The sequence below is a fragment of the Candidatus Beckwithbacteria bacterium genome (genome assembly GCA_012797845.1).
Taxonomy (GTDB): domain Bacteria; phylum Patescibacteriota; class Microgenomatia; order UBA1400; family UBA1449; genus JAAZOH01.
Map to the genome: position 1 here is coordinate 1 of JAAZOH010000042.1, position 17,937 is coordinate 17,937.

The 17,937-nt window shown below is 40.5% G+C and carries 12 protein-coding genes, 2 tRNA genes and 3 rRNA genes; all 17 read left to right on the plus strand.

The window, feature by feature from the left end:
• Positions 1 to 100, plus strand: a 16S ribosomal RNA gene (locus GYA49_06165); the annotation flags it as partial.
• 183 nt (positions 101 to 283) lie between these two features.
• Positions 284 to 1,039: a hypothetical protein gene (locus GYA49_06170; protein NMC36599.1), complete on the plus strand. Its 756-nt coding sequence runs from the start codon at positions 284 to 286 to the stop codon at positions 1,037 to 1,039.
• The gene (locus GYA49_06175) at positions 1,026 to 2,720 is read left to right on the plus strand and encodes a hypothetical protein (GenBank protein ID NMC36600.1); all 1,695 of its coding nucleotides are present in this window, start codon (positions 1,026 to 1,028) and stop codon (positions 2,718 to 2,720) included. The genes GYA49_06170 and GYA49_06175 overlap by 14 nt, the downstream gene beginning before the upstream one ends.
• Positions 2,696 to 3,430 (plus strand): glycosyltransferase family 2 protein, encoded by a 735-nt coding sequence (locus GYA49_06180; protein ID NMC36601.1) that lies wholly within the window; start codon positions 2,696 to 2,698, stop codon positions 3,428 to 3,430. The genes GYA49_06175 and GYA49_06180 overlap by 25 nt, the downstream gene beginning before the upstream one ends.
• A 138-nt stretch (positions 3,431 to 3,568) precedes the next feature.
• Positions 3,569 to 3,642 (plus strand) — tRNA-Ile (locus tag GYA49_06185).
• Positions 3,643 to 4,038: 396 nt separating this feature from the next.
• A tRNA-Ala gene (locus tag GYA49_06190) sits at positions 4,039 to 4,111 on the plus strand.
• 259 nt (positions 4,112 to 4,370) lie between these two features.
• Positions 4,371 to 7,263: ribosomal RNA gene (locus tag GYA49_06195) — 23S ribosomal RNA — on the plus strand.
• Between the two features lie 247 nt (positions 7,264 to 7,510).
• A 5S ribosomal RNA gene (gene rrf / locus GYA49_06200) occupies positions 7,511 to 7,627 on the plus strand.
• 75 nt (positions 7,628 to 7,702) lie between these two features.
• Positions 7,703 to 7,936: a hypothetical protein gene (locus GYA49_06205; GenBank protein ID NMC36602.1), complete on the plus strand. Its 234-nt coding sequence runs from the start codon at positions 7,703 to 7,705 to the stop codon at positions 7,934 to 7,936.
• Positions 7,937 to 8,094: 158 nt separating this feature from the next.
• Positions 8,095 to 9,459: a S1 RNA-binding domain-containing protein gene (locus tag GYA49_06210; protein NMC36603.1), complete on the plus strand. Its 1,365-nt coding sequence runs from the start codon at positions 8,095 to 8,097 to the stop codon at positions 9,457 to 9,459.
• Between the two features lie 94 nt (positions 9,460 to 9,553).
• Positions 9,554 to 9,706 (plus strand): hypothetical protein, encoded by a 153-nt coding sequence (locus tag GYA49_06215; protein ID NMC36604.1) that lies wholly within the window; start codon positions 9,554 to 9,556, stop codon positions 9,704 to 9,706.
• 286 nt (positions 9,707 to 9,992) lie between these two features.
• Complete coding sequence (locus GYA49_06220) at positions 9,993 to 11,492, plus strand: hypothetical protein (GenBank protein ID NMC36605.1); 1,500 nt, start codon at positions 9,993 to 9,995, stop codon at positions 11,490 to 11,492.
• Between the two features lie 47 nt (positions 11,493 to 11,539).
• On the plus strand, positions 11,540 to 13,708 hold the full coding sequence (locus tag GYA49_06225; protein NMC36606.1) for a hypothetical protein: 2,169 nt from the start codon (positions 11,540 to 11,542) through the stop codon (positions 13,706 to 13,708).
• Between the two features lie 123 nt (positions 13,709 to 13,831).
• Positions 13,832 to 14,197 (plus strand): response regulator, encoded by a 366-nt coding sequence (locus GYA49_06230; GenBank protein NMC36607.1) that lies wholly within the window; start codon positions 13,832 to 13,834, stop codon positions 14,195 to 14,197.
• 55 nt (positions 14,198 to 14,252) lie between these two features.
• On the plus strand, positions 14,253 to 15,929 hold the full coding sequence (gene tadA / locus GYA49_06235) for a Flp pilus assembly complex ATPase component TadA (protein NMC36608.1): 1,677 nt from the start codon (positions 14,253 to 14,255) through the stop codon (positions 15,927 to 15,929).
• A gap of 96 nt (positions 15,930 to 16,025) precedes the next feature.
• Positions 16,026 to 17,240, plus strand: a complete 1,215-nt coding sequence (locus GYA49_06240) for a type II secretion system F family protein (GenBank protein ID NMC36609.1) — start codon at positions 16,026 to 16,028, stop codon at positions 17,238 to 17,240.
• A gap of 9 nt (positions 17,241 to 17,249) precedes the next feature.
• A complete protein-coding gene (locus GYA49_06245) occupies positions 17,250 to 17,933 on the plus strand; it encodes a hypothetical protein (protein ID NMC36610.1) in 684 nt (227 codons plus the stop codon).
• Positions 17,934 to 17,937: the final 4 nt, after the last annotated feature.

The following is a 17,937-nucleotide window of genomic DNA, read 5'->3' on the forward strand; positions in this document are numbered from 1 at the left end:
CAAGGCTGACGACGTTTAAGGTAAACTCAGCGATCAGCACTAAGTCGTAACAAGGTAGCCGTACTGGAAGGTGCGGCTGGATCACCTCCTTTCTAAGGAGTTTGTGGTAACCCCACTCACGCGGGGTTTCCCGATCATGAGCAATCATGACGAAACATTTTTGGACAAACTCTAAGCATTAACGACGTTTCTTCCACATCTGACTTTCTCATCTTTTGAGATGTTTGAAATCTAGAACCACCCTTCGACTATGCTCAGGGTGGTTTTTTGTTACAATCAAGTTATGGTGGCAATTTGTGAAGTTTCTACTTTTCATGATCCAGTTGGTGATACGAGTACAGTTTTTTTACAAAAACACGCTGAAACTATTAAAAGCTTGTTTCCTGATATTGCTATTGCGGTGACTGATGCTACAAACTCTAACTTGTTAAATCTTTTAGATCATTTAAAAATTCCATACCAGAAGACACTAACTGGAAAAGGCAGTCTATCTCGAAGGCGAGCTCTTGAAACGGGTTTACAAAGCCAGGCTCAAACCTTTTTTCATATTGATTTAGACCGCTTATTATTTTGGTTAGACCAGTACCCTCAAGAGTTGGAAAAAGTATTACAGCAATGTAAAAACCTAAATAATCAATTCTTAGTAATTGGTCGGACAGTTAAAGCATGGCAAAGTCATCCCATTTGGCAGCAAGAACCAGAAGCATTAACTAATCAAGCTATTTCTCGAGAATTAGGAGTGAAACTTGATGTTACAGCAGGTTGTTATGCTTTTGACAGAACTATTGCCCAAATTATTACCCAGACAGCCCAAGGTGAAGCTTCGTGTGTTTCTGATATTGAATGGGTAATGATAGCCAAACACATAGGCGCCCAAATTCTTAGTATTAAAGTTGATGGTTTAAGCTATGAAACCAAGCTCATCTTTGGTCAAGCACGAGCCAGTCAACCAGCTGGTAATTATGAATCTAGTCGGCAAAAGCTAGCCGAGCAAACAATTGCAATGATAGAAAAAGTCAAAACCTATGATCAAAATTAAGTCTTATCTTTTTCCAATCTTACTTATTATCTTCTCTCTCTTTGCGGTCAAAGCCCTGTTTCATCCAGGTTTTTATACTAGCCATGATGGTGGCCACCAAATTATGCGCTTGGTTTATTTTCATCAAGGCTTAGTTGATGGCCAGTTTCCAGTCCGTTGGGCTGGTAATGCTTTAGATAGTTATGGTTATCCCTTATTTATCTTTACCTACCGTTTGCCATTTTGGATTGCTGAAATCTGGTACCTGCTATTTCACAGTTTGGCTGGAGCCATTAAGTTTGCCTTTATTGCTAGCTTTGTAATCTCAAGTCTGACCATGTATTGGCTGCTACTGCGGCTTAGTAAAAGCAAAATTGCGGCTTTTACCGGCAGTATGGTGTACCTTTGGGCGCCGTACCGTTTTGTCGATATCTTTGTCCGAGCAGCTTTAGGAGAAGCTTTTACCTTTATATTTGCCCCTTTAATGTTTCTAGGGCTGTTTGAATTAAGCCATAGTAAAAAAATAAAAGAACAAATTAAATGGGGATTAGTTTTAGCTTTAGGGATTACAGGTATGGTTTTATCTCACAGCATGACGTTGGTGCTCTTTATTTTTCCTCTGCTACTTTGGTTTTTATTGTGGCTTTTAAAAAGTAAAAGTAAATTGCGATACATAGGCACAACGGTAGTTTCTGGTTTGCTAAGTCTGGGTTTGACGGCGTACTATTGGTTTCCAGCTTTTTATGAGCGCAAATTTACCATTGTGTCGGATGTGTTGGGAGCCTACTACAAAGACCATTTTGTGACCTTTACCCAGCTATTGCGCAGCACTTGGCTCTATGGTTTTTCTATGCCAGGTACAGCCGATGATATGATGTCATTTCAAGTTGGTTACGCGCAATGGGGTATAGCAGCCTTAGCTTTTACTACTATCTTGTTGTTTTTAGTTAGATCAAAGCTGAAAAGTTTTATAACCCTTGGTTTCCAACAGCTACTGATTTTAGTCTATAGCTTGTTGGTTTTTGGGATAGCTATTATGCTTATGTTACCAAGTGGAGAACCATTTTTTGATTTTTTAAGCAAAGTAGTAGCTATTGATTTACCTTGGAAATTTCTAGAAGTAACTACGTTTAGTGCAGCTTTACTGATTACCGTTATTGTACAGATTATAACTAAAAAGTGGTTGCAAACCTTTTGCGTGATTGGAATAGTTGCCTTGGCGCTAGTAGGCAATCGGCATCATTTGCGGGTTAATCAATATACCTTTATGCCAGATAGTGACTACTTTGCTAGTACTGAAACCAGTAATCAATATGAAGACTATCGCCCCAAGGAATTTGACCAAAATTTGTCCCAAAAAGATCCGTTAGTACAAGTTTTATCTGGTCAGGCACAGACAAGCGATGTTTACAATAAATCAAATCAACTTAGTTTTACTGCCCAGGTGGCTTCTGATGGAGCTAAACTAGGCCTTAAAAAAGCTTACTATCCAGGTTGGCAAATTAAAGTAGATGAGCAAGCTCAGACCCTTAATCAAGAACAAGGCCGTTTAGTTGTGAGTCTGAATCAAGGCAAACACCATGTTGTCGCTATTTTTACTAATACCTCTTGGCGGCAGGTAGTTGACCTGGTTTCTTTATTGACTTTACTAGGAGTTACTTTTACAGTGCTAATATTATGGCTAAGGAAAAAGCAAAAGTAGTAGTCATTATGCCGGCCTACAATGCAGCTAAAACCCTGGAAAAAACGGTTAAAGATATTCCGCCTGGGATAGCTAGCGAGATTATTTTGGTTGATGATGGCTCTTCTGATAAAACCATTAAAGTTGCCCAAAAAATGGGCTTATCGGTTTTTTCCCACCCAGCCAATCTAGGCTATGGTGGTAATCAAAAAACCTGCTACTGGGAAGCCCTTAAGAAAAAGCCGGATATTGTAGTCATGATTCATCCTGATTACCAATATGACGCAACTTTAACCGAAGAATTAATCAGACCAATTGTTCAAGGCCGCTTTGATATTATGCTAGGCTCCCGAGTCCGAAGTCGGGCAGAGGTACTGGCTGGGGGGATGCCATGGTGGAAGTACTATGGCAACCGCTTTTTGACCATTTCGGAAAATATTTTCCTAGGACTGAACTTATCTGAGTACCATACTGGTTTCAGGGCTTACTCAGCTAAAGCCTTGCGAAAAATTCCCTTTATGCGGATGTCCAACAATTTTGTCTTTGACCAGCAACTTCTGATTTCGGCAGTAGCCAACAATCTTAAGATAGGGGAAATTCCTGTGCCGGTGCGCTACTTCCCAGAAGCCTCCTCAGCCAATTTTATGGCCTCAACTAGGTATGGTCTGGAAACCCTATTTAACCTAGGCAGGTATATGTTCAATCGGCAAAGTCGCAAGTTTACATCCTGATAATTTTTTCTAAAATTTGGAAAATATTTTCTAACATCTAAACTGAATGTTTTCTCAAGAAAAAATGTGTTCAAAGAAGCTGCTTGCAGCTGCTAGTTGGTAACTAAGAAAAAAATGGTAAAATAAACGGTTGTGAATGGGTGATTAGCTCAGTTGGTTAGAGCGCAGTCCTGATAAGACTGAGGTCCTTGGTTCGACTCCAAGATCACCCACCCTTCGTTCTTGATTTAATAATCAAGAACTACGGAGTGGCAAGCCACCTTAATTAACCATATAGTTTTGGGAATAGATGCGAAGGGTGTCCCTCACGGAGTTTTTAGCAGAGTGGGACAGATTTCGGCGGGCAGGCCCACCAAAATAATTTCAAAAACTCCCGTTTGACTTGCCTGAATACTATCTGTTACAATACTCTTTGCCTTTTAGGAGCTAATTAAAACATGAGTACAACTCAAACAATCAATAAAATCCTTAGCCATTATTTTTCAGTTTTTGCCCATTGGCGGTTTTGATTTGAGTTTATATCTGTTTTTTGCAAAGTCTCCTCAAGGAGACTTTTTTAGTTTTAGCACTTTTAATTTAGAAGTTAGGATAGTCGGGACAGGAACAAAGGGCCTATAGCTCATCTGGTAGAGCGCATCGTTTGCAACGATGAGGTGGCCGGTTCGAGCCCGGCTAGGTCCACATGATTAAACAGGAGTCCTGCCGGCAGGCAAGTCGACTCTCCTAGATCCACAACTTAGAGATTAGTAATTGGTAACTTGTTTAGTTGCTAGCTACTAGTTTCTAAAGTAACTAGAAACATTGAGAACAAATTGAGGACAACTGGTGTTTAATCGAAGCGTTGCTCATGTTTTAGTTCTTTGAAAAGTGAATAGAAGAGTGTAGGCAAATTATTAATAGCTATTTGCTATTGAAATTTAGCACTTTTCTTTTTTGCTAAAGCAAACAATAGATGCCTAGGAGTTTCAAGCCGAAGAAGGACGCGGTTGGTGGCGAAACGCACCGGTAAGGTACCAACAACCTATGACCCGGTGGTATCCGAATAGGGAAACCTCGGTTGTGGTAACACAACTGGTCCTTCATCCTTGTGGTGAAGGACGGGAACCTGGGGAACTGAAATATCTAAGTACCCAGAGGAAAAAAAATCGAATGAGATTCCCTTAGTAGCGACGAGCGAAGAGGGAACAGCCCAAACCCCGCCTTTGGCGGGGGGTTGTAGGACTCCAATGTGGGATTTGTAAGACTAGAAAAACACGTCTGGAAAGACTGGCCACAGAAGGTGACAGCCCTGTATTTAAAAGTATTACAAACTCTAGGAGATTCCTGAGTACTCCAGAAGACGGTAAACTTCGGGAGGAAGTTACGCTGACCACAGTGTAAGGCTAAATACTTGGAACTACCGATAGCGAACGAGTACCGTGAGGGAAAGGTGAAAAGAAGGGTGGAAGACCCAGTGAAATAGATCCTGAAATTGTTTGCTAACAAACAGAGAAAGTCCCGATTTATCGGGATGATCTCGTGCCTATTGAAGAATGAACCGGTGAGTTGCTCATGTACTGCAAGCTTAAATTTTTTCAAAATGAAAGCGTAGTGAAAGCGAGGGTGAATAGCCCGAATTAGTAGTACATGGCAGACCCGAACCCAGGCGAGCTACCCATGAGCAGGGCGAAATCAATGTAACAGTTGATGGAGGCCCGAACCAGTTGGTGCTGAAAAACCTTTGGATGACTTGTGGGTCGGAGTAAAATGCTTATCGTGCCTGGAGATAGCTGGTTCTCCCCGAAATACGTTTAGGCGTAGCCTTGAAGCACACACCCTTGGGGGTAGAGCTACTGGATGGATGTTTAGTCGTAAGGTTAGGCATCTAACCAAACTCCGAATACCAAGTGGTGCTACTTTGGGAGTCAGTCTGTGGGGGCTAAGCTCCATGGGCGAAAGGGAAACATCCCAGATCCCCGTATAAGGTCTCTAAATTACTGTTAAGTCAGAAAGGAAGTTTTTCATCTCAGACAGCCAGGAGGTCGGCTTAGAAGCAGCCATCCTTTAAAAATAGCGTAACAGCTTACTGGTCGATTTGGATGGAGAGCGCCGAAAATTTAGCGAGGGTAAACAGTATACCGACGATGGGAATTCCGCATTTATGCGGAGTGGTAGGGGAGCGTTGTTGTCAGCTGCGAAGGTTGGTTGTAAGACTGGCTGGAGCGGCAACAAGTGAGAATGCCGGTACGAGTAGCGAAAGAAAAGTGAGAATCTTTTCCGTCGAATTTCCAAGGTTTCCGTTCCCATGTTCGTCAGGGACGGGTTAGTCGGCCCTTAGGCGAGGCGATATTGCGTAGCCGATGGACAACAGGTTGATATTCCTGTACCAAGGAACTTACTATACTGATGGGGTGACGAGGTGTGAACGCTCAAGCCACTTATTGAATTGTGGTCTAAGCAGCAAGGTAGTTTTGGTTGGTAAATCCGCCAAGGCGTTTTGACCTAAGCTGTGGGGGAAGTCCCGCTTTGCGGGGTGAACTTGAACCGTTTAAGCCTCCGAGAAAAGCCTCTAAAGTGTAGGTTCTTTGTCCGTACCGCAAACCGACACAGGTGGAAAGGTCGAGTAGACCAACGACGAGCGAGAGAACGATGGTTAAGGAACTCGGCAAATCAACTGGACGTAACTTTGGGAGATGTCCCCCCCGCCATAGGCGGGGCCCAGTAAATGAATTTCAAGCGACTGTTTAACAAAAACACAGGTCTGTGCAAAAGCGAAAGCTTATGTATACGGGCTGAAACCTGCCCAGTGCCGGAAGGTCACGTGCGGGGGTGGTCACGCAAGTGTCTCGCCTCTCATCTAAGCCCCGGTGAACGGCAGCAGTAACTATAACTGTTCTATGGTAGCGAAGTACCTTGTCGGGTAAGTTCCGACGCGCACGAAAGGCTCAACGACTTGAAAACTGTCTTGACCGTCGACTCGGCGAACAATGCAATGGCTGTGAAGATGCGGCCTACATACACCAGGACAAAAAGACCCCGTGGAGCTTTACTGCAGTCTGACATTGAATTATTTACTTTCATTGTCGAGAATAGGCGGGAGGAATATACCTTCGGGTATATCCCATCAGTGTAATACCGCTCTTGAGATTAGGTAATTCTCACCTATGATTTTTACAGAGTCAGGGACAGTGTTTGGCGGGCAGTTTCGCTGGGGAGGTGGTTTGCTAAATCGTACCGCAAACGCACAAAGGTATGCTTGCTGCGGATGGAAATCGCAGTGTACGTGTAATGGCATAAAGCATGCTTGACTGTGACACTTACAAGTGGAGCAGGGACGAAAGTCGGTCATAGTGATCCTCCGTTGTGTTGTGGAACACACGGAGCTTATCGGATAAAAGCTACCCCGGGGATAACAGGCTAGTCGCGCCCGAGCGTCCATAGCGCCGGCGCGGTTCGGCACCTCGATGTCGGCTCAGGGTATCCTGGGGCTGGAGAAGGTCCCAAGGGTTGGTCTGTTCGCCCATTAAAACCCTACGTGAGCTGGGTTCAGAGCGTCGTGAGACAGCTCGGTCTCTATCCGGTGTGTGCGCAGGATTCTTGAGGGAATTTGCCCCTAGTACGAGAGGACCGGGGTGAGGTAATCCCTAGTGTGCCAGTTGTTGCGTCAGCAGCATTGCTGGGTAGCTACATTACTTGTTGGATAACCGCTGAAAGCATCTCAAGCGGGAAGCCCATCCCAAGATAAGGAATCCATCTCCACTTCAGTGGAGGAGAGATCCCTGGCAGAATACCAGGTATAACGACTGCAGGTGTAAGGGCAGTAATGTCTTAAGCCAAGCAGAAACGTATAGATCAATAAAGAGATAAGTGCTTTTCAATAGCAAAGCTATTAAAAGAGCTTACGTAAAACTTCTATTCACTTTTCAGAGAACTGCACTTTTATAGTGTCATTCTGAGCGAAGCGAAGAATCTTCTATAGTTCATCTTGAACATATGGGGGATCCCTCGAATTCTGTTTTTGTCACATCAAAAACAGATATTCTCAGGATGACAAGTTTGATCTAAAAAAGTTTATCAAACTTGTCAGTTTATTTATCCTGTTCCGGTTTCTGGAGCGAGGTGGTCCCACCTCTTCCCATTCCGAACAGAGTCGTTAAACGCCTCAGCGCCGACGATATTGCCCGGGCAACTGGGTGAGAAAATAGGTCGAAGCCGGAACAGGGTAAATAAAAGATAAACCCGCGATAAGCGGGTTTTATTGATTCTTAAGCCTAATTATGCTAATTTAATACTATGATTCTGGATGAATTGACAGCTCTCTATGATCGCTTTTTAACCTTGTTTCCAGGCAGTATTCAGCCTTTGGTTTCTTTAATTATTATTATAGCGGTGGTGCTTTTAGTAATTGATCTAGTTAAACGTAATTTTATCTGGATTATCTTGCTTATTCTGCTACTGCCAGCCTCAATTCCTTTACTGCGCTCAGTGTTGGATGGAGTGTTGGCTTTTCTCAATCACGCGCTTTAGCTTTCACCTTCTAACTATTTTGGTATAATACTACTTGGTACCATCAGGGTCTTAGTATTTTATTACTATTGAAACTAAGCTGGTGGTTTATTGATTTGTTAAAGCATGACAATTTTTTGCCAACAAATCACATCTTAATTAGAAAGGAATTTTATTGTATGCCAAAAAAGACTAGTGCTAAAACTGCTAAAACTCAAAAAAAGGAGGAACAAGTTGAGCTAAAGGCTAAAGCTAAGCCAGTTAAGACTGAAAAAACTGAGAAAGCTTCTAAAAAAACTACAGTTAAAAAACCCGTTAAAACTGAAGAGCCTGCCGTTGAAGACGGTAAAAAAGCTGCCTCTCCTTCAGAGAATAAAACCAATGAAACTTTAGCTCGAGTAGTGATTGCTGATTCTCTACAAGAAGCTAAGAAAAAACAGCCTTTAAAAGAGCTGAAAAAACAACCTGATTCCATGGAGGAACTGCTGGAACAAACCGGCTACCAAATTGTAGGACTTAAAAAAGGTCAGGAAGTAGCCGCTACTATTTCAGACAAAAACAAGAAATCGGTATTTTTTGATATTGGTGCTAAAACCGAAGGTATTTTAGTTGAACGGGAAATGGAGTGGGTTGAGGACTACATCAACTTTTTAAATGTTGGTGATACGGTTTTAGCTACGGTAGTTGCTCCGGAAAATGATAAAGGTCAAATCCTGTTGTCGCTTTTAAAAGCTGCTAATGACTGGAAGTGGAAATTATTTGAGAAATACATGGAAACAGGGGAGGAAGTCGAAGTTCGAGGTTTGGATATTAATAAAGGCGGTATGATTGCCAGACTTATGAATGTCCGCGGTTTTATTCCAGTTTCTCAATTTGGTCGCCAGTGGGTAGGCAAGCTCGACCAACTATATAACAAAGTGTTTAAAGCTAAAGTCATTGAAGTTGACCGCGAAAAAAATCGTTTAATCTTCTCTGAAAAAGCTGTGTCTGAGTCTGACATTTTAGACAAACAGCAAGAACTACTATCTGAGGTCAAAGTTGGTGGTACCTATAAAGGTCAAGTTTCCGGTGTCATGCCGTTTGGAATTTTTGTCCGAGTTATCCTTGACGAAAAGAATAAAGATGCAGGTTTTCTGGATGGTTTAGTCCATATCAGTGAAATTTCCTGGGAAAAAGTCAATGATGTGGCTAAACTCTATAAAGTTGGCGATGTGATTGATGTTCAAGTGATGGATATTGATCAAAATACCGGTAAGCTCAACTTGTCAGTCAAACGCTTAAGTGATGATCCTTGGGAGCAGATTGCCACCAACTATCCGGTTGATAGCAAGGCTAAAGGGACAGTCACCAGACTGGCGGCATTTGGAGCTTTTGTCGAGATTGAAAAAGGTATTGAAGGCCTAATTCATATCTCTAAAATCCCATCAGATTTGGATATTAAAGTTGGTGACAAAGTTGATGTCTACATTGAATCACTTGACAAACAGAATCACCGGATTAGTTTGGGAGTGGTTCTTTCAGCAAAACCTGTGGGATACAAATAAAGAAAATCCTTCGACTTTCTGATTTGTTACATCAAATTAGAGGTGTTTAGGATGACAAGTTTAATCTAAACTTGTCAAATAAAAGGAGAAACATATGTCTCAAAAAATGATTGTAACCGACAAATCCATCCTGATTGACTTTCGGCTAGTGTTTAAAGCTATCCGGGAAGAACAAGGTAATTGGGAAAAAGTCGAACAAGAGCTTGAAGCTTACTTTGATAGCCTTAAAACTGAGGAAGAAGAGTAAAAGCCGAACATTCTAAATAGCAAATTACAAATTCAAAAAATCTTTTGAGTTATATTAAAACTGGGCGTTAAGCCCAGTTTTTTTGTCTCTTGCCAAAACTATCGGTCTTGCGTACTATCTTTTTATGCCAAAAACTGGTCTAATTATAAGCTACACAACTACGCTGTATGGTTTTTCAAATAGTATCAAATATAATCAAACTATCAAAAACTGATGCTTAGTCAGTTTTTTTATGGTAAAAACAAATTATAAAATTACACATCCTTCCTGCCCAGGAAAGAAACATATGCCAGATCTAAGAGAAAGAGATGAAACAACCTTTAGTACTCCTCTTTTAGAGTTAGTTTCAGAAGCAGAAGAAACAACTGACTCCATAGGATTTTCTGGTGAGTCTATTGCAAAAGTCTTGAGTGTTCTTAAAGACAATGCACAAACAATAATCGGAAAATTAATAGAAGGGGGTGCTCACCCAGATGCAGCGAAGGCTATTTATTTTGGGGAGATTTTGCGGATAAAATGTCTTGGTCAAGAAAAAGAATATTTGCCTTTTTTTTACCGTGAGCCATTAGAACTACTGCAAGCAGCTGGAGTGATTGACAGTGAAGATGAAATTAATGATATAGGGGCCTCTTTTGCGGTTGTTTGGACTCAAATCCCAGAAGAATTAAGACTAAAAATTATTCATGCTATTGAAAAAGATAAAACTACCAGGAAAGCGGGAGCTGCATTGACTGGAATTTTTGAAGAGGAAAATTATTGGGCTACTGGGACAGTAGTTCATGAAGGATTAGAAGAGCAAACTCCCCAAGCTTTATCTATTGGGTCTTTATTTATTCAATATCTACATAGTCCAGAGATTGCGGTTAAGGTTCTAGAAGAAGCAACGAAAGAAAATGGCATTATTGTTGCTACAGATGTATTACATGCTCCCATAGATATAAACAACGAAGAGCTTACCATGGAGAGAATTCCTATTGGTGGGGAAGAAACTGGTTTATGTTGGGTTATTGATGAATCTTGGCAACAAACTTCAACCGGAGAAGTATGTACTGCTCATTTGGAATTAAGAAAAGATGTCTACGATGCAGATAGGGTTACTAACATAGTCTTTCCAGGGTATCCTAATAATCACCAACAAAAACTAACTAGAGTAAGTTTAGAAGATGGACGTACTATTGTGGTACCTTGGGCTATCCAGCCTGTTCCAGAAACAGAAGCTTTGCTAAATATATCCACAGAAAATTTGTCAGAAGCAGAAGCTGGTGAGGTAAATGAGCTAAAAAAGGAATTAGCTGATATTCTTGCCCTCAGAGATGTTTTTATAGATGCCTGGCGAGAAGACTTACCTGATTTAGAAGGAGAAAAAGCAGCGGAGCAGGTAGGTGGGGGTAGATGGGATGCTCATAATATTGCCAAGATAGTTCCTCTTTTAAAAGAAAAGGAAGATTATCGACTTGCTGTTAATTTTGATAGTACCAACATGAATGAGGTTGGAGAATTTTCAACTTCAAGAGTTGATTTAGCGCTAATGTTGGCAATTATTAAAAGAAATAGAGTAAGAGCGGCTGGTTTGCTTGAAAAAGGATTGTTGAGATCCGTTGGAGAGAATAAACACTTTAAAGATCTAGAAGAAATGTTCCAAGCTTTAGATAAACTAGTTGCTGATCCAACTTTGGCTGAAAGATATAAAATTTATAATCCACTACTTATGGTGGTCATAGCTTCAAAGGATAAAATAAAAATGGAAAAAATTTGTCAAGCAGCTATGTCTCAAAAAGCCGCTTAAACTTGAATCTTGTTGCTTAAGCCCCAAGTTGCTACCATATTTAGGCAATGTATTCGCCAATTATTTTGGCAGCCTGCCTGATACCAGCTGCTCTCAATCTCATTTTAGGTCTTTTGGTTATAGCTCGAAACCCAAATAAACGGGCCAATCAAGCCTTCTTTTTTATCGCCTTTTGGTTTGTAGTCTGGTCAATTTGTCTGTTTTTTTACCAGTATCCCTTGGTTTTTACTAGTGTTTTTTGGATTAAGGCCACCTATTTTTCGGCCTCTTTTATTTCCATCGGTTTGCTGATTTTGTCATATGTTTTTCCTAGAGAAATATCGGAAAAACCTCATTGGCTTGCAATTGCTTATACTATTTTATTTTTAATTTTTATTAGCTTTTTACTGGTGAATCAATTATGGATTCGTGATGTTGTCAATGATCCAAGCAAAGGGTTGCAAACTATATACAATCCCTTGTCTTATCTTTCATGGTTAGTTGCGGCTTGGACCTTTATGTTTTGGGCTATTTATAACTGGCGCAGTACCTACTTTAAACTTACCAGCTTAGAGCGTTTACAGCTTAAGTATGTGTTTTTTGGTATTTTTACCTGGGCTTTTGGGGCTACGATTATTGATGTAGTTTTACCTTTTATCTTACAAGATACCAGAACATTTCCCTTTAGTACGGCTGTGGGTATTGGGCTTAGTATTGCAACAGCTTATGCTATCCTAAAACATCGGCTCATGGATATCCGCTTGGTTTTAGCGCGAACAGTTTCTTATACCTTGCTAACATTATTGGTCGTAGCTTTTTATACGATTGGACTATTTTTGATTGGCAACTTGCTTTTGCCTACCCACGTTGATGGGAATCAGCTTTTAATCTCTGCCTTTTTAGCCCTGATTATTGCCTATACTATTCAGCCGATTCGTAGGTTTTTGGAGCAAATAACTGAAAATATCTTTTTCAAAGAAAATTATGATTCTGATGCGCTGTTGAGCAAACTTTCTAAAACTTTAAGTTCAACTCTAAATTTGACCAAACTGGGAGAGCGGGTTTTTGCTCTTTTGGAAGAAAATATCCATCTGGAATTTTATTCATTGCTTCTTTTTAAAGAAAATGGCCATCTCAGTCTTGACCGCATTATTGGCCATGACTTTATTGCTGCCAAAGTTCAACCAGGTAATCAACAACTTGGACTTCTCTTAAGAAGTAGAAAGCAAATATGTATCTATGATGAATTGCCAGAAAGTTCTCTCAAACAATTTATGAGAACTAATAATTTGGGCGTTTTAATGTATCTAAGAGCTAAGGATAGTTTAGTGGGAGCTTTAGTTTTGGGCAATAAAAAATCAGGAGATGTTTTAACAGGCAATGATATTAAAGTGTTGCAAATCTTAGCTCCCCAGCTGGCAATTGCCATCCAAAACGCCAGGCAATTTGAAGAGATTCAGCAATTTAGTGAAAAATTAAAAGTTAAAATCAAAGAAGCAACCACAAATTTAGAAACGGCTAATCAAAAACTCAAAGAGCTTGATAAACGCAAAGATGAGTTTCTTTCAGTAGCAGCTCATGAGCTTCGAGCGCCGCTAACTGCAGTCAAAGGCTATTTGTCTATGGTTTTGGATGGAGATGGAGGTTCGGTCAATAGCAAGGTTAAAGACTTTATTCAAGGGGCGGTGGAAGGGGCAGAGCGGGAAGTCCGACTGGTTAATAATATGCTCAATGTGTCGCGAATTGAAGAAGGACGGTTAGTCTATGAAATGGGTAAAGTTAGGTTGCGTGATGTGGCGCGATCAGTCTTTGACGAGTTTAACCTTGATGCTGAGACTAAGGATTTACGTATCAAATTACAGATTCCAAATGGGATTAAAGATAGTGTTTGGGTGGACAAAGATCGGATTCATGAAGTGGTGGCCAATTTTGTCAGCAATGCCATTAAATATACCGACAAGGGAGATATTAGCATTGCGCTCTTGCAACCGACTAAAACAACTGTGCGACTAGAAGTTGCTGATACCGGCTATGGAATGTCCGAGGGAGAGCAGAAAAAACTGTTTAGCAAATTCTTTAGAGCAGAGTCTAGTGCTGGTAAAGCTATGGGGACTGGATTAGGACTGTATATCACTAAGCTGTTGGTTGAAAAATTTGATGGGAAAATTGGTTTTAGTTCTGAGATGGGAAAGGGGAGCATTTTTTGGTTTGAGTTGCCCCTTACTAAGAAAAACTAACCCTATATTTATTGACAAGAGGGTAGAAAACCGTTAGATTGACCTTTGTAATAAATCTAATAATTTAGAAAGATCCCTGCCTGTAGGCAGGCAGGTCTCGACAAGTTCGAGAGGATGATTTTTATGGCTAGAATTTTAATTGTTGAAGATGATTCCTTGCTTATTAAAATGTATCAAACCAAATTTGCAGCTGAAGGTTTTGAGATTTTAACTGCAGAAGATGGGGAAGCTGGTTGGCAAGTGATTAAGACTCAAAAGCCAGATTTTGTGATTATGGATGTGATGATGCCTAAGTATTCAGGTCTGCAAGTTTTAGAAGCTATCCGCAAAGATAGTGAGCTTAAAAATACTCCAGTTTTGATGCTGTCTAATTTATCAGCTCCAGATAAAATGGAAAAAGCTAAGGCGCTTGGAGTCAAAGAATTTTTAATCAAAGCCAACTATACGCCTTCACAGATTGTTGAAAAGGTGAAACTGTATCTTAAATAAGTTTTCTCTTATTATTTTCTAGCTACCAAATAGCAAATGAGATATACTAGATGCTATGAAACTGTCCACTGCCCAGCTGGAAAAGATTTTAGTTGGTTCGGGCTTTGTTAATGCCCAGGACTTTAAACTAGCCGCCAAATCAGCTGCTGAGCTCAATATTGATATTGCCGACATTCTTATTTTCCGAGGGATTATTTCCGAGCAGGCCTTAGGTCAACTGATTGCTGAACATCTCAAAGTTCCTTTCATTACTATCGGCCAGCAGGTGATTCCCATGGAGCTTATGGATCTGATACCAGAAAAAATCGCCAGGTCTCATTCGGTGGTTCCTTTTGCTCTGGAGAAGAATAACTTAAAACTGGCGATGAGTGACCCCAATGATTTTGAAGCAGTTGAATTTGTAAGGCGACATACGGGATACAATGTTGAACCGTTTTATGCCACTACGGCTGATATTAGAAAAGCCTTAGGTCAATACAAACGCAATATTAGAAAAGACTTTGAGCAAATTATTTCTCAAAATATTAAATTGGCTGGTAAGGGAGCGGACCTTTTAAAAGTAGCTGAAGACCTACCTATTGTTAAAATCCTAGACACAGTTTTGGATTACGCTATTGCTGAAGGAACCTCTGATATTCACATTGAAGTTAATAGTAATGAAGTAATGATTCGTTTCAGGGTTGATGGTATGCTACGCGATATTATTGCCTTACCTAAAAAGATTGAATCAGCTCTGGTGGCTCGGATTAAGATTTTAGCCAACCTAAAAATTGATGAACACCGAATTCCTCAAGATGGTCGATATAAATACGATATGTCCGGCGAAGTAGTTGCATTCCGGGTTTCTATTATCCCAGGTTATTATGGTGAAAACGTCGTGCTGCGGTTGTTGCCGGAAACGACGAGGCCTCATTCTCTGGAAGAACTAGGTTTTGGAGGTAAAAACTTAGAGATTTTAAAAAACCAAATTCATCGGCCTCATGGCATGATTTTAGTGACTGGTCCCACTGGTTCAGGTAAAACCACCTCTTTGTATTCAGTATTAAACATGCTCAACAACGTCAATGTCAAAATTTGTACCATTGAAGACCCAATTGAGTATGGATTAAACCGCTTGATTCAAATTCAAGTCAACAACAAATCTGGACTCACTTTTGCAGCTGGGTTGCGAGCGCTGCTGCGACATGACCCAGATATTATGATGGTAGGAGAAATTCGGGATACGGAAACAGCTGAGATTGCAGTGCACGCAGCCTTAACCGGCCATTTAGTTTTGACCACGCTGCATACCAATGATGCGCCAGGAGCAATCCCTAGGATGTTGGATATGGGAGTGGAAGCCTACTTATTATCTTCAACTGTTAATGTAGTGCTGGCTCAACGGTTAGTCCGCAAAATCTGTCAGAACTGCTTGTATGAGCAAAAGCCAGATACCGCTACTTTGGAATACTTTAAAAAAATGTTAGGTAGAGACATCTCTAAACAAAAATTTTACGCTGGTAAAGGTTGTGAAGAATGTGGCCAGACAGGGTATAAAGGACGGATTGGCATTTATGAACTTTTTGAGGTAAACGAAGAGATTAGACAGCTCACGATCAAAGGAGCTTCAGGAGATGAGCTTAAGGCTCAGGCTCAGAAAGATGGGATGAAAACTATGATGGAGGATGGGATTGATAAAGTCGCCTCTGGTCAAACGACGCTTGAGGAAGTTTTGAGAGCAGTCAGGGAATAAAAGAATTATAAATCAAGAATTATGAATCAAGAATATTAAGATTTAGCTTGGGCTTAAAACCCTTAATTCTTAATTCGTTATTCATAATTCATTTTTGTGCCACTTTTTTACTATAAAGGTCTCCAGGAAAACGGTAAGGTAATTGAGCAAACCATTCAGGCTCATAGTCAGGATGAAGTGGTAGCGCTACTGCGCAGTAAAAGCTTGCGGATTTTATCAATCAAATCAGCTAAAGCTAAAAAAGACTTATTGCAAGGTGGAGTTTCTGTGGCTGAAAAAGCTAATTTCTGCCGCTATTTAGCGGTTATGATCAAATCAGGACTAGCGATTTCCGAGGCAGTGGAAACTATCCAGGCCGAAACTGAAAACAAACGAATGAAATCAATTTTGCAAGACATGAGTTTTGCCTTGCAGGAAGGAGGCGAGATTTCTCAAGTTTTAACTAAGTATCCGGATGTTTTTGATGAAGTCTTTTTGGCGTTAGTGCGGGCTGGTGAACAATCCGGGTCTTTGGAAAAAACCTTTGAGTATTTAAGCCAGCAGCTGTATGCTTCACACCGGCTCAACAATAAAATCAAAGGAGCCATGATGTATCCTATGGTTATTTTTGCCGCTATGGGTGGAGTAGGGATTTTAATGATGACTTTTGTTTTGCCTCGTTTGGGTTCAGTTTTTCTTAAGATGAATATTCCCTTACCAACTCCAACTAGACTCTTGTTGGAATTTGGAAATTTTATGGGTAAAAATGTGGTTCTGGTTTTCTTGAGTCTAATTATCATTGGCGTAATAGTTGCAACCTTGTTTAAAACTCATCAAACCCGGAAGTTTTTGATGGCCCAGATAGCTAATTTTCCAGTCGTCAAAAAACTATTTCGCCAAACTGACTTGGCTCGGTTTTCCAGAACTTTGGCAACTCTGCTGCAATCAGGAGTGCCTATTGTAGCAGCTCTTAATATTTCCTCTGCAGTTTTTAGTCAATTTGGTTTTATTAAACTTGCTAAAAATTTTGAAAAAGGAGTCACTGAAGGTAAAACTATTGCTAGTATGCTCACTGACGAGCAAAAAACTTTTCCATCAATTATGGTGCAAACTATTAAGACTGGGGAAAAAACCGGAACTTTGGATTCGGTGCTACTGGAATTGGCTGACTACTACGAAGCTGAGCTGGAAGATGCCTTGAAAGAATTTACCACTATTTTGGAGCCGGTGATTATGCTGATTATTGGCGTAGCAGTGGGAGCTATGGTGATTATGATTATTGCTCCTATTTACTCAGTTTTAGGAGGCCTGCAAAGCTCAATGGGCAAGTAGTAGTATTATATGGCTGAACCATTATCAGATCAGTTTAGGAAAAATCCAGCACTCATTATTGGAGTTGCTTTATTAGTTGTACTCCTGTTGGGAGCTTTAGGATATCTTACTTACCGTCAATTTCAGCCTCCCAAAAAATCACCTGAAGTTATGGTGGTTTCATTTAATGATGGTCAAAATGAGGTTATTGTGAATCGCAATGGGACAGTGACCATTAAAACTCCTCATGGGACGTTTACGCAAAAATGGGATCCAGCCAAAATCAAACAATTTTTTGAAAATATTGACAACCTGGATTTTGATTTGCTAAGCAAATTTATTGGTACTGATGTGGCTATTACCTTAACCTTTAATGATGGTCAAAAGATTATTGTCGCCATTGACCCTCAAACTGAGGCAATTGCTGATACTTTAGAAGATACTTTAGAAGAGGTGTATGAAGAAGAGGAATCAGAAACAGGTCAAACTATCTTACCAAGTTATATTCCCACTCCAATCCCCACAGCTAAAGCAAGTACTGGAGCGACTCCAACTCCGACCCCAACTTCTAGCAGCAGTAGTAATAGTTCTTCAGACAATCCTTGGCAGCAGGGAACTGAGCCTGAAAATGCAATTAAAACATTTGTCTGCAACCAATATGATCCTGCTACAGGCAAAAAGGTAGTTATTTCAAATACGCTGTGTGCTCAATAAAGTA

Excerpts from the sequence above, each read along its gene's own strand:
- GYA49_06210 (NMC36603.1), top strand. The coding sequence starts at position 8,095 with ATGCCAAAAAAGACTAGTGCTAAAACTGCTAAAACTCAAAAAAAGGAG.
- GYA49_06245 (NMC36610.1), top strand. The coding sequence starts at position 17,250 with ATGGCTGAACCATTATCAGATCAGTTTAGGAAAAATCCAGCACTCATT.
- GYA49_06170 (NMC36599.1), top strand. The coding sequence starts at position 284 with ATGGTGGCAATTTGTGAAGTTTCTACTTTTCATGATCCAGTTGGTGAT.
- GYA49_06220 (NMC36605.1), top strand. The coding sequence starts at position 9,993 with ATGCCAGATCTAAGAGAAAGAGATGAAACAACCTTTAGTACTCCTCTT.
- GYA49_06180 (NMC36601.1), top strand. The coding sequence starts at position 2,696 with ATGGCTAAGGAAAAAGCAAAAGTAGTAGTCATTATGCCGGCCTACAAT.
- GYA49_06215 (NMC36604.1), top strand. The coding sequence starts at position 9,554 with ATGTCTCAAAAAATGATTGTAACCGACAAATCCATCCTGATTGACTTT.
- GYA49_06230 (NMC36607.1), top strand. The coding sequence starts at position 13,832 with ATGGCTAGAATTTTAATTGTTGAAGATGATTCCTTGCTTATTAAAATG.
- GYA49_06225 (NMC36606.1), top strand. The coding sequence starts at position 11,540 with ATGTATTCGCCAATTATTTTGGCAGCCTGCCTGATACCAGCTGCTCTC.
- tadA (NMC36608.1), top strand. The coding sequence starts at position 14,253 with ATGAAACTGTCCACTGCCCAGCTGGAAAAGATTTTAGTTGGTTCGGGC.
- GYA49_06175 (NMC36600.1), top strand. The coding sequence starts at position 1,026 with ATGATCAAAATTAAGTCTTATCTTTTTCCAATCTTACTTATTATCTTC.
- GYA49_06205 (NMC36602.1), top strand. The coding sequence starts at position 7,703 with ATGATTCTGGATGAATTGACAGCTCTCTATGATCGCTTTTTAACCTTG.